At 42.5% G+C, this 12,909-nt stretch carries 9 protein-coding genes and 2 pseudogenes; 6 read left to right on the top strand and 5 right to left on the bottom strand.

Annotation, left to right across the window (positions count from 1 at the left end; genetic code table 11):
* Positions 1-710 precede the first annotated feature (710 nt).
* Positions 711-2,186 (top strand): protein adenylyltransferase SelO, encoded by a 1,476-nt coding sequence (locus QMK20_RS12555; RefSeq protein ID WP_283655979.1) that lies wholly within the window; start codon positions 711-713, stop codon positions 2,184-2,186.
* Between the two features lie 459 nt (positions 2,187-2,645).
* Positions 2,646-2,807 (top strand): DUF255 domain-containing protein, encoded by a 162-nt coding sequence (locus QMK20_RS12560; RefSeq protein ID WP_082067336.1) that lies wholly within the window; start codon positions 2,646-2,648, stop codon positions 2,805-2,807.
* 240 nt (positions 2,808-3,047) lie between these two features.
* Here QMK20_RS12560 and QMK20_RS12565 read toward each other — a convergent pair whose 3' ends face one another.
* The 4 genes and pseudogenes from QMK20_RS12565 to QMK20_RS12580 all read right to left on the bottom strand — a co-directional run bounded on the left by QMK20_RS12565 (position 3,048) and on the right by QMK20_RS12580 (position 5,927).
* Positions 3,048-3,479 carry a universal stress protein gene (locus QMK20_RS12565; protein WP_283655980.1) on the bottom strand — a complete coding sequence of 144 codons (432 nt, stop codon included), beginning with the start codon at positions 3,477-3,479 and terminating at the stop codon, positions 3,048-3,050.
* A gap of 2 nt (positions 3,480-3,481) precedes the next feature.
* Positions 3,482-4,716: pseudogene (locus QMK20_RS12570) on the bottom strand (CynX/NimT family MFS transporter).
* Positions 4,717-4,936: 220 nt separating this feature from the next.
* A complete protein-coding gene (locus QMK20_RS12575) occupies positions 4,937-5,503 on the bottom strand; it encodes a helix-turn-helix domain-containing protein (RefSeq protein ID WP_283655981.1) in 567 nt (188 codons plus the stop codon).
* Between the two features lie 133 nt (positions 5,504-5,636).
* Entirely contained in the window at positions 5,637-5,927 is a 291-nt protein-coding gene (locus tag QMK20_RS12580) for a hypothetical protein (RefSeq protein WP_283655982.1), read from the bottom strand.
* Positions 5,928-5,942: 15 nt separating this feature from the next.
* On the opposite strand from QMK20_RS12580, the pseudogene QMK20_RS12585 reads away from it, so the two are divergent.
* Positions 5,943-6,458 (top strand): annotated as a pseudogene (locus QMK20_RS12585) (alpha/beta fold hydrolase); the annotation flags it as partial.
* A 326-nt stretch (positions 6,459-6,784) separates the two neighbouring features.
* On the opposite strand, the gene QMK20_RS12590 reads toward QMK20_RS12585, so the two are convergent.
* Positions 6,785-7,897 (bottom strand): alpha/beta fold hydrolase, encoded by a 1,113-nt coding sequence (locus tag QMK20_RS12590; RefSeq protein ID WP_283655983.1) that lies wholly within the window; start codon positions 7,895-7,897, stop codon positions 6,785-6,787.
* Between the two features lie 146 nt (positions 7,898-8,043).
* Here QMK20_RS12590 and QMK20_RS12595 point away from each other — a divergent pair, with 146 nt between their 5' ends.
* The 3 genes from QMK20_RS12595 to QMK20_RS12605 all read left to right on the top strand — a co-directional run bounded on the left by QMK20_RS12595 (position 8,044) and on the right by QMK20_RS12605 (position 12,869).
* Positions 8,044-8,232, top strand: coding sequence for a hypothetical protein (locus QMK20_RS12595; RefSeq protein ID WP_283655984.1), 189 nt, complete (start codon positions 8,044-8,046; stop codon positions 8,230-8,232).
* A gap of 162 nt (positions 8,233-8,394) precedes the next feature.
* On the top strand, positions 8,395-10,461 hold the full coding sequence (locus QMK20_RS12600) for a thioredoxin domain-containing protein (protein ID WP_283655985.1): 2,067 nt from the start codon (positions 8,395-8,397) through the stop codon (positions 10,459-10,461).
* Positions 10,462-10,868: 407 nt separating this feature from the next.
* Positions 10,869-12,869: a methyl-accepting chemotaxis protein gene (locus QMK20_RS12605; protein ID WP_283655986.1), complete on the top strand. Its 2,001-nt coding sequence runs from the start codon at positions 10,869-10,871 to the stop codon at positions 12,867-12,869.
* Positions 12,870-12,909 lie beyond the last annotated feature (40 nt).

Below are 12,909 nucleotides of genomic sequence, written 5' to 3' on the forward strand. Positions count from 1 at the left end.
GAAATGGATAAGTTCATTAGAGCGTTAGCTTTTTGGAATAAGAACAAGAATAGGTTTGAGGTAAATCTATAAGAAGTAAGTGGCAGGCAGACAAACTTGCAAGGCTAAGTCTGGCGAGTCTGCACTATAAGAACGTTATGCCTTTCGAATGTAAGAAGGGGGCGAGATCAATTATATACACTTCACTAAAATTACCAATGTGGGAATATGGGTGTTTATTCCAATTGAAGGTGGACCAGTGATGGATAAGTATACAAACCCAAACTTCACAAGGTGTGCTGTTATAACAATTGATACTCAAAATGACTTTAGCTTGCCCGGTGCCATCGCCGAAATAAAAGGAACCCATGAAGTAATTCCTCGGGTGAAGACAATCTTGGAGGTCTTGCAGAACGAATCAGGTTCCAATTGTACATGTTATTCGTTTGTATAAAAAGGATGGTTCAAATGTAGACCTATGCCGCAGAGGAATGATTGAATCCGGTGTTGATATAGTTACACCCGGATCAACGGGGGCAGATCTTGTGGAGGCAATTAAGCCAGCAAATGCAGAAGACTTGGAATATGAAGCCCTATTAAATGGAATTATTCAATTACTGGGAAATTCGGAATGGGTTATTTATAAACCCAGAATGGATAGGCGATAATAAATGGGCAGAAGTATACACTAGAAGGACAACTAAGATACGATAAAAGTAAAAGGAGATATTATGACGGAGAAAAAAGAAATAGAAGATACAGGGTGGAACTTCGACAACAGTTATATTCATCTGCCGGAAACATTGTATACAAGGCTCAAGCCAACTCCTGTACGCTTACCGAAACGGGTCATTCTTAATGACCCATTGGCAAAATCTCTTGGGTTGAACGGCGCAGCGCTGCGAAGCAATGATAGCGCTGCGGTTCTTGCAGGCAACGAGGTTCCCGAAGGTGCAGTACCTCTTGCTCAAGCTTATGCAGGACATCAATTCGGGCATTTTAACATGTTAGGAGACGGCCGGGCAGTGCTGCTTGGCGAACAGATTACTCCCCTGGGCGAGCGGGTGGATATTCAGCTTAAGGGTTCAGGCAGAACTCCATACTCCCGCAGGGGCGATGGCCGGGCGGGACTTGGGCCGATGCTGCGCGAATATATCATCAGTGAAGCTATGCATGCGCTTGGCATTGCTACCACCCGCAGCTTGGCGGTGGTTACAACCGGTGAGTCATTAATCCGGGAAACCGAGCAGCCGGGTGCCGTTCTGACTCGTGTGGCGGCCAGTCATCTGCGCGTCGGAACCTTTCAATACGTCGCAGCATTGGGCAATACCCAGGATCTCCGGGCCCTGGCAGATTACACATTGCAAAGACATTATCCGGAGGCTTACGGTGATGAGAACCGTTATCTTTTCTTGCTACAAGAAGTGATCAAACGTCAGGCAGGGCTGATTGCCAAATGGCAGCTCGTCGGCTTTATTCACGGGGTGATGAACACCGACAATATGGCCCTCAGCGGAGAAACGATTGATTATGGTCCTTGCGCCTTCCTGGATACCTATGATCCTGAGACGGTATTCAGTTCCATTGACGTTCAGGGCCGTTATGCCTATGGCAATCAGCCCAGTATTGCCGCTTGGAATCTGGCGAGATTTGCTGAGACCCTCCTGCCGCTGCTGCATGACAACGAGGCGCAGGCTATAAAACTGGCCGAGGATGCAATTGCAGATTTTACCGAGATGTATCACCGTAATTGGCTCATGGGAATGAGGGCGAAGCTGGGTATTTTTAATGAAGAGTTGCAGGATCTATCTATTATTGAAGGCCTTCTCAGTATCATGCAAAAGTATCGTGCGGACTACACCAATACCTTCCGTGCCTTAACTTTGGACAAGCTTGAAGATGCAGTCCTGTATGGCACTGAGGAATTTGCCCAGTGGCATGAACAGTGGCAGGCAAGACTGGGTAGACAGCAGGAAACGAAAGCCTCTTCGCAACAACTGATGCGCAGCAGTAATCCTGCGTTAATCCCACGCAACCACCGGGTAGAAGAAGCACTGGAAGCGGCGGTTAAACAAGAAGACTACAGTGTGATGGAGCGGCTTCTTGGAGTTCTTGCGAATCCTTACGCGTACTCTCCCGAACAGGCTGATTACTCAACACTGCCTGAGGTATCCACCCTTCCTTATCGAACCTTTTGCGGTACCTGATTTGGAAACTTTAAAAGGGCATGTACTTAAGCCCTTTTTTCTTTTGGGTATTTTTAAAGGGTATCGAGAACTCGAAGAATTTAAAGGCGATAGGGCCATCTCCTCCATCCATTTTTGACCTTGATTCTTCCCATTCAGCCAACTGTACACATGTTCAATCTCAGATGCCTTTGAAAACGAAGGACTGGGTCATTTTCAAGATGATATTCAAATAGAAGTTGAAAATAAAAAACAAGTGGTTAATGCTTCTCTGAACCCGGCGAATTCGGATACATACTTCCATGAGAGCCCTATAAGGCAGTAAAGAACTACTGGGGACCTGATTCTGTTCACATGGTTTGGTTTTGCAAAGTGAGTGATTATATAGTGAGTGATTATATAGTTTGAAGCTCGTGAGCTAACTCAGAGATTGACCAAGCATATCTTTACCCAAATCCAACCGAAAAGAGGTGATGCCCCATGACAACGAACAGCAAGCCCAATAGATTAATCGCTGAGAAATCGCCTTATTTGCTCCAACACGCTCATAATCCAGTGAACTGGTATGCGTGGAGTGAAGAAGCGTTTGATACAGCGAGACGAGAAAATAAACCTATTTTCTTATCTGTTGGGTATTCGTAGTGTGGCTTTAATCAACTTGTCATTGGTGTCATGTCCCCAAAATACACCTACTTAAACAAGGCTTCTACTTGCGGAACATCGCCATTGTTGTAGAAAAAAAATAAAGTACTAGACTGGCCCCAGCTATAAAAACAGCGGCAGCCGTGGACGAGTAAATAAAGTCCTAGACTGTCGCTGTTTTATTGAACTAAAGTTCTCCGTTAGTATAACAATGCATCATCTCTGCAGTTCCCGAAGGAGTTAATGCACAATGAGGACTGGGCAACTTGATAGCTGTGAAACCTTGTGGCTGACACTTCCAAGCATCATTTCTTTTATGCCACTTAGCCCACGGCTTCCAATAATAATGAGTTGCTGCTCGGAATCTCTTGCATAATTTAATATTTCATGTGCAGGATCTCCCTTAAGATGAAGTGTTTCCGGGTTAATCCCCGCAGATTCTAATTTGGATTTGGCTTGTTGCAACTGTTCCAAACTCGCTTTCTCCATTTCGTTCAATATTTCTTCCAAGAAATTCTCTGGTAAATATGTCATGCCATTCGATACATATCCCTGGCTGACATTAACCAAGGTAACTTGAGTTTGTTTGTTTCGGACTATTTCAACAGTTGCATCGAGGAGTTTGTTCGTTATTTCAGCTTTATCAATTGCCACAATAATTTTGTCAAACATATTTATCGTCCTTTCCGTGGCAGCTCGTAACTATTTCGGCTACCTACAAAACGGTTTCTTGCTGCTCCTATACCGACTAAAAAGAGTAAGACCGAAGCGCCAAGGAGAATGAAAAGTGGCAGATTCCAACTATTTGTCGCATCATGCAGAAATCCTATAAGGGCAGGACCGATTGCGGCAAGAAGATATCCGATCGATTGCGCCATGCCAGACAGTTCCGCTGCTTGATGCGCATTTTCAGTACGTAAACCGAAAAACATCATGGACAAACTAAAGGCGCAGCCTCCACCAATTCCGAGTATTATAATCCACAACAGAATGATATTGGAGCTTCCGTATAAAAGTCCGAGCGTTCCCGTCAAAAGCAAAATGATTGTGATGACCACTAACAAACGTTGGCTAGACATGCGCCCAGCAATAACGGGGACAATAAAGGTAAATGGAAGCAGAGCTAACTGCATTATCGAGAGGTACCATCCTGATTGGTTTGAGTCAATTCCTTGCTGCTTTAAAATTTCAGGCAACCATGCGATCAACACATAGAAAACCATGGACTGTATACCCATAAACAAGGTTACTTGCCAGGCAAGAGGGATCGCCAAACATTCACATCGTTGCTGGCCATCTGTTGACTCGTCGTGGTTGTTTGCTTCGTTTGATTTCTTAATTGGGGTAACCAACAGAGAATCGATACAAAGCTTAGAATCCCCCATATTCCTAATGCTCCCTGCCATTTTAGACCTGCGTTCACGGCTAGCGGTACACTGATTCCCGATGCGATTGCTCCAAATAAACTCATTGAAATTGAGTAAACACCTGTCATGGAGCCAATTTTATTTGGGAAATCCCTTTTGATTAAACTTGGCAATAATACATTACATACGGCAATTGCGAATCCAAGAATTGCTGTCCCAATATACAGATTAGCTGCGCCAGATAAAGAACGTATTACAATGCCAACAGTCAGAAAGATTAGGGCAATCAAAATGATACGTTCAACCCCATACCTTCGTCCTAATTTTGGTACTAGAGGCGATAATAAAGCAAAGGCGAGCAAAGGTACCGTTGTTATCAGGCCTGCTAATGTATTTGAAATACGAACGTCATCCCTTATGAGACTCACTAAAGGACCGACTGAGGTTAGAGGAGCACGTAAATTAGCTGCAATAACAATAATGCCGAGAATTATCAGTCCTATAGAGGATGGTACGGCTTTTTTATGTTGTTTGTTCGACATTCTTCATTTCTCCTTACTGAATTCATACGTAAAATTTGTTTCCTGCTGATTGAAAAACTATGAAATAACATCCGCGCGAACAATAAAAGTATAGTATAGTATATTATTTTTAACAAGAAGTATTTTATAACACACCTGAACTCATCTAAAAACAAAAATACAACTCTGAATTCCCGTCATGGAATTCGGAGTTGTATTTAATAAGTGGAATTTTCGACTTTTAGAAACCATACTTTAAGGATATATGGAGCACTGTTTCGCTATTCGTATGATTGGTATAAGAGTGAGGAAAATCTGCACGAAAACTGATCGTATCATATTGATTCAATGTGTAAATCTCTCCATTGACTTGAATTTCAATGGAACCAGTCATTACTGTCGCAATTTCAGTTGTATTCACATGATGACCTTCAGGGTGATACGAGCTATTCGGCTGTAAGTAAGCCCGACACATTTCAATATCGTTGCTTGCGTTTTTAAAGACTGGTTCAATGATCCAATTTTTTTGATCATTAGAAAACCGCAGTCCTTCGCCTGCTCGATACAAACTAACAGGGTCTTCTGATTTCAACAAAGCCAATAGCGGTAAAGATATGCCTTTTGAAATTTTCCATATAATCGCCAAAGTTGGATTTGTATCGCCACGTTCGATATTCCCCAGAGTAAGTTTGCTTACACCCGTTAATTCCGCTAAGTCGTCTAAGCTCATGTTTTTTTCTTTTCTGTACTTTTTCAAGACACCGCCGATTTGTAATACAATTTGTTTTGATTCATCGATTCCATCCATTTGATATTCACCTCAACAAAAAACAATTATAGCTAGTATACTGTTTATCTAGACTCTTTTCCATACAATTAGTATTGGATGGTGGACTACACTCCTATGCAAAATTCTGACGTATATGTAACTAATCTGCCAGTTAGCTTAATGAAGCATCGTCAGTTTGACAATTGTTATTCTTAATATATATAACCTTCTCAATGATTTCTTTTAGCAGACCATTTTTGGTTTCTATTTCAACAGAAGTGCTATCAAGTATAGATATTACATCCTCAAACTTTTTGGCTTTTTGGTCATTAGTAAGATCGGATTGTTTTCGAAGTAATAATTGATAATCGTCAATTTCCGCTTCTAGCTTATTGATATCTGCTTTTCTTTTATTTAGTCTGTCCAAGTATTCTTCTTTGTCGTAATCACCTTCTTCATACATATCTTTGATGCGACAGCACTTATGAATAGTGGAGTAAGTAAAATTACACAAATTCCTTCTGATGGACTGAACTTTATTACAAATCGAAAGTTTTCAAATATTTCATCAAAAAAATTATGGGAGAAGATTGGTTTAAGGAGACGAGTGTAATGAAATTTTTCCCAGCCGTAGTAGCGGATCTGGATTATCGCATGATGTATCAAAATGACCAACATTAATCATATATTTGAACGAACATTAATCGATAGCACTACCATTTATCAATTACAAGGAGAAGGGAAACCGTTTATTTTATTACATGGTTTGTTGAGTGATGGAGAGGGTTTGTTTCCTTTCGGACAAGAGCTTTATGAAAAAACTGGTCAACCTGTATAGATCCTGGATCTTCCAGGATTAGGACGTTCCCCTTTTAAACGAGAGGAAAATCTTCTCAATCTGTATTTGAATATACTGAAAAAGTTATTGGGGGAAGCTACTAATGGTGCGCATTTGATTGGCCATTCCTTCGGTGCGGTCATTCTTCTAGAAGCATCTGATGGAAACGATAGATCGCCTGCTTGTCAGGTTATAATCTTAATTGCGGTTTATATAGAAAGTGATTGTAAATGAAATTAAAAGAGAAAAACCATAGATAAATATATAAAAGGTACAAGGAGAAGTAACAAATTGATATCTCTCCATTGGGTAAATTAAGACTAGGCATGTTTAGGGCAATACTTACGCTAAAAAGACGGTTCCCCCTTTTGGGGAAACCATACGTTATACATAATTCCTTTAAATATTTATGAAATATCCGCATTAACCATACTCTGAATTTTTTATGTGAGAAATTGTGATTGGGTATTTATCTCTCTGTGTTATAGGAACTTCTTCATTTCATTAAATGCTAACTCCCTGTGACCTGCTTGGCAGTGTTGCTCACCCCCCGTTTCTTTAGTAAATACTTTGGTTGTAATGGAAGCCGCATTTATTAATTCTTGTTGAATTTGTGGTAGTCGGCTAATAGGTACATATTGATCATCTTCTCCAGCTAATAAAAGAACATCTTGATTAATGAATGCTCCAATGCCTTGCATCGTGTGTTTTTCGAAATTTTTAATGAGACCAAAAGGAGTTGATTCACCGGTGTTTTCCATCCCTTTGGTAATCTTCCAATGTAAATCAATATTGTGAGTCATCATCTTTTCAAGTAAAGAATCCACTTGATCTACTTCATTATGATCGACTAGCTGCATCATACTCTGATACGTTTCTTCTGGCATACCCATTTTTAAGGCATCTAAACCACAATAGAAAATGTTAAAAGCAACTACTTTATCGATTCTCTTTTCGAAAGCTGCTGCCCGCATTGCCAAATATCCTCCCCAAGAAGCGCCTACGAGGCTTACACGATCTAATTTGAAATAATCAATCACCGTTGATATGGGCTTTTCCCAGTTATGAATGAATTTTAGACCGTTTTTTAATGCAGTTCCTTGGCCAGGACCATCAAATACAATAATATTGTAATGAATTCCCTTCATAAATTTCATCATTTTAAGCAACTCTTCCATGTAAGAATCATACCCACCAAAGACAAGTAATGTTTTCGTAGCTCCAGGTGTCATTAATTTGACAGCAGGAAGATAGGAGTCTTCATAGGGAATCTTGTAGGATTCATAATCAAAATCATGAAAGCCTTTATAGAAGGTTTCTGTATATTTGTGATACATTTTTTCTTTATTGGGATCTGTGGGTGCAAGATAAAATTCTGCTGCTTGATAGTAGACTGAGGCTAAGTCATAGTCCTTGCTATCTTCGCGTTTCTTTGCTGAATCCAGCCAAGCTTCATACCAGCTATGGGTATCGTTTAATTTCGGAATCATTTTTTCCAAATCTGCTTCTGTGCGATCATCTTCTTGATAATAATCATTGATAAAACGATTAATTTGGAGATTAAATTGTTCGTTATTTACATATTGCTTAAACATATATTTTCCTCCTTCGATTGGGGTATGTGCTTACTATAGAGCATAGTTACTACTTAAAACATAATTAATATCGTATCATCTGTAGGATATCTTACATGTTATACATGAAGTGTTCGAAAACTTACACATAAGGAGCAAGTGGCTAAATGAATGAAGATATCAGAATTTACAAAACAAAAATCGCTATTGAGCGAGCTTTCATTGAATTACTCCAACAAAATGATTTTAAAGATATTACGATCTTTGGAGAGCCCTATAAGGCAGTAAAGAACTACTGGGGACCTGATTCTGTTCACATGGTTTGGTTTTGCAAAGTGAGTGATTATATAGTTTGAAGCTCGTGAGCTAACTCAGTGATTGAGTATGCGCTGAAACTAAAGATAAAAGATATGAGGAGAACTGTTAAGGTAATCCGAAATTGATGATTGCGACTCATTTGGGTAAACTAACACTAAGCATATCTTTACCCAAATCCAACCGAAAAGAGGTGATGCCCCATGACAACGAACAGCAAGCCCAATAGATTAATCGCTGAGAAATCGCCTTATTTGCTCCAACACGCTCATAATCCAGTGAACTGGTATGCGTGGAGTGAAGAAGCGTTTGATACAGCGAGACGAGAAAATAAACCTATTTTCTTATCTGTCGGCTATTCCACTTGTCATTGGTGTCATGTTATGGAGAGAGAGTCGTTCGAGGATGAAGAGGTTGCGGATTTGTTAAACCGGGACTACGTATCCATTAAGGTGGATCGGGAGGAACGTCCGGATGTGGATCATATTTATATGTCCATCTGTCAGACGATGACGGGGCATGGGGGCTGGCCGCTTACGATTTTGATGACGCCGGATCACAAGCCTTTTTTTGCGGGAACGTATTTGCCCAAAGAGCAGAAATTTGGCCGTGTGGGTCTAATGGAGCTGTTGGACAAGGTGGCTGCCCGTTGGAAGGAACAACCTGACGAATTGGTGGAACTGGGCGAACAGGTGCTTACCGAGCATGAACGCCACGACAAGCTTGCCAGTTATCGGGGCGAACTGGACGAGCATAGTCTGAACAAAGCCTTTCATCAATTCAGCTATGCCTTTGATAAGGACTATGGCGGCTTTGGGGAAGCTCCCAAGTTTCCTTCTCCGCATAACTTGTCTTTTTTGCTGCGATATGCACAGCACACTGGAAATCAGCAGGCACTGGAAATGGCAGAGAAGACGCTGGATGCGATGTATCGGGGTGGAATTTACGACCATGTGGGCATGGGATTTTCACGCTATGCGGTGGATGAGAAGTGGCTGGTGCCTCATTTTGAAAAAATGCTATATGATAACGCTCTGCTGGCCATTGCTTATACGGAGGCTTGGCAAGTCACTGGCAAGGAGCTGTATCGACGGATTGCGGAACAAATCTTTACATATATCGCAAGGGACATGACAGATGTTGGAGGAGCCTTTTATTCAGCGGAGGATGCGGATTCCGAAGGAGAAGAGGGCAAATTCTATGTTTGGGACGAGTCTGAGGTAAGGGCTATACTGGGCGATAAGGATGCCGCCTTTTTTAACGATTTGTACGGGATTACACCTTACGGCAATTTCGAAGGACATAACATTCCGAACCTGATTGATATAAATCTGGAAGCCTACGGGATCAAGCATGACTTGACTGAACAGGAATTGGAGCAACGGGCCAGTGAGCTGCGAGCTAAGCTGTTTACTGCCAGAGAGCAACGGGTTCATCCTCACAAGGATGACAAGATTTTGACCTCGTGGAACGGGTTGATGATCGCTGCTTTAGCGAAGGCGGGACAGGCATTTGGAGAGGCTAAATATACCGAACTGGCACAGAGGGCAGAGACGTTCTTGTGGAACCATCTGAGACGGGACGACGGACGGCTGTTGGCGCGTTATCGGGACAGGGATGCAGCTTATCCCGGCTATGTAGATGACTATGCTTTTTATGTGTGGGGCTTGATTGAGCTGTACCAGGCGAGCTTTGATGTACAATATCTGCAACGGGCGTTAACGCTTAATCAGGATATGATCGACTTGTTCTGGGATGAGGAACGGGGCGGACTGTTCTTTTACGGATCAGATGGTGAGCAATTGATCGCCAAGCCCAAAGAGGTATATGATGGAGCGATTCCATCCGGTAACAGCATTGCGGCCCATAATTGGATGCGACTGGCACGGTTGACGGGGGAATCTCGGTTGGAGGACTATTCAGCCAAGCAATTCAAGGTTTTTGGTGGCTTGGTTGTTCAATACCCAACGGGTTACTCGGCGCTGCTTAGCTCGCTATTGTATGCGTCGGGAACGACGAAGGAAATTGTTATTGTGGGGCATAGGGATGATCCGCAGACCGACCAGTTTATTCGAGCGGTTCAAGCCGGATTCAGGCCGAATACAGTTGTTATTTTGAAGGATGAGGGGCAGTCCGCAATCGCAGACATCGTCCATTATATCCGTGATTACACGCTCGTCGATGGCAAACCGGCTGTGTATGTGTGCGAGCATTTCGCCTGCCAGGCACCTGTCACCCGTCTCGATGATCTTAAGGCTTTACTGAATTGATTAACCTAAAATAAAAAACAAATTTGATCCCCTTGGGGTAACAAGCATATGGTGATTTTCGAAAAATGACCTTATGTATGCCAACCTCAAGGGGATTATTTCATGTTTAGAGGTAGGTATAGTGAGTTAAAACTAACATTTCCTTAACATGTTCTGTGCATTTTTTTTAATAGTTTTTAGGTATATTATATTAAGGAATCGGTTCCAAGGAGCCTTGCTTCATTCAAAAATAAGTACATATACCTATTCGTTGTCGTGTTTATATCTTTTTTGTGTCGAAGTGTTTTAGAGGGAGATGATGAAGAACGGAAAAGAGGAAGTGAATTTGTCGAGTGAATAATCATTGGCAAAGCGAAGCGGTTCACAATATGCAAGCAATCCAGATGATGAATTGGAGATGTTGACTAATGAAGAAGTTTGCAGGAAAACCATGGCACGTGGGAAGGATGCTCAGCAATAATTTTAAAACGAAGCTGATGGTCGCTTTTATTGCTTTTTTGATCATACCATCTATGATTGTTGGGGCTCTATCATTTGTGAGCGCCAGACAGGAGATTCTAAACCAGATTGAAGATAGCGCCGAGCAGGTCATCACCCGCACTAATTTTATTATTGATAGCGCCATTTCACCCAAGGTGCATGATGCAGAATATTTCGCTGAAAGGCTAAAAGGCAACCTGGTGGAGACGGAGGAACAAGCGGCGAATTTGGAAGAATTCTTTAAGCAATATATTGCACTTCATCCTGAAACAGAATCCATTTATTATGGAACGAAAGGTGGTAAATTTACAACCTATCCACAGAAGGAATTACCGGATAATTATGATCCCCGAGTCAGATCCTGGTATGAGCAGTCCATAAAGGAACAAGCAAAAACAGCGATTAGTGCGCCCTATCTCTCCGCATCCTCCAAGCAAATGACGGTTACGGTGTCCAGAGCCACGACGGATGGTTCGGGTGTTATTGGCATCGATCTGAAAGTTAGCGGTATTAAGGAGACACTGAACAATATTAAAGTAGGTCGTGAAGGTTATGCCATATTGCTGGACAGCGAGCGCACTTACATTGTTCATCCGACGAAGGCACCAGGCACCAAAATAGCAGATATTGAATCACGCATGTATGAGAGCGACGCTGGTGAATACGAGTATCAGTATGAAGGTCAGTCCAAATATATGAACTATGCGACCAACAAGCTGACAGGCTGGAAGATAGGCGGAACGCTGTATTTATCTGAAGTGGATGAAGCAGCACAGCCGATTTTGATCAGCACCTTGCTTACGGTCGTCGGGTGTCTTGTGGTGGGTATAATCATTGTCTATTTCCTGATTCGTTCCATCATCAAACCTATTTTAAAATTGAAGGAACAAGCGGTTAATGTGAGCGCAGGGGATCTGACGCAGGACATTCAAGTGAAGAGCGAGGATGAGATTGGTCAATTGGGACTGGCTTTCCGAAACATGCAGGATAACTTGCGATCTGTCATTCAGAACGTAGGGGAAAGTGCAGATCATGTCGCTAGATCCTCGAACGAGCTAACGGTAAGCGCAGAACAAACCAGTGCTGCAAGTGAGCAGGTATCACAGGCTGTTCAGGAAATTGCCAGTGGAGCAGAGAAGCAGACTACAGGCCTGGAAAATAACTCAGTAGCCCTTGATGAAATTGCACAGGGAGTCACACAAATTGCGGAACGCTCAATCTCGGTAGCCGATTTGGCCAGACGATCCTCTTTACAAGCAGAGGAAGGACGGAAATCCGTTGAGCAAACAGGCGAACAAATGAATTCGATTCACCATTCGGTAGAGCAATCTAACCGAATGATTCAAGCCTTGCAAGCCCGCTCACAGGAAATCGGTGAAATTACCAAGGTTATTGGTGAACTATCCAATCAGACGAACCTACTGGCCTTGAATGCAGCGATTGAGGCGGCTAGAGCAGGTGATCATGGCAAGGGCTTTGCCATCGTTGCAGATGAGGTGCGCAAGCTGGCAGAGCAATCGCAGGCATCTGCAACACAGATTGCCACATTGATTGCCGAAATTCAGCATGAAACGGAAACCACGGTTCAGACGATGAACCGTGTTACGACTGAGGTTCAGAATGGGCTGCAGATTTCTAAAGAAACCATTGTCAAGCTGGGAGACGCGATGGAAGGCATTCGGGAGACCACACCTCAGGTGGAGGAGGTTGCTGCGATTGCACAACAGATATCAGCGAGTGTACAAGAGATTGCAGCGACAGCCAACGAGCTGGCGACGATTGCAACCGGTAATGCTGCTACTTCTGAGGAAGTTGCCGCTTCCTCAGAAGAGCAGCTGGCTTCCATGGAGGAAATATCAGCCTCTGCTCAGCTGCTATCAACAATGGCTGCTGAGTTGAGGTCTATGATTAGTCGTTTCAAGTATTAAAACGAACTTGAACCCTATGGAATCTATAGTACAATGAATG

The organism is Paenibacillus sp. RC334, from assembly GCF_030034735.1.
Lineage (GTDB): Bacteria > Bacillota > Bacilli > Paenibacillales > Paenibacillaceae > Paenibacillus > Paenibacillus terrae_A.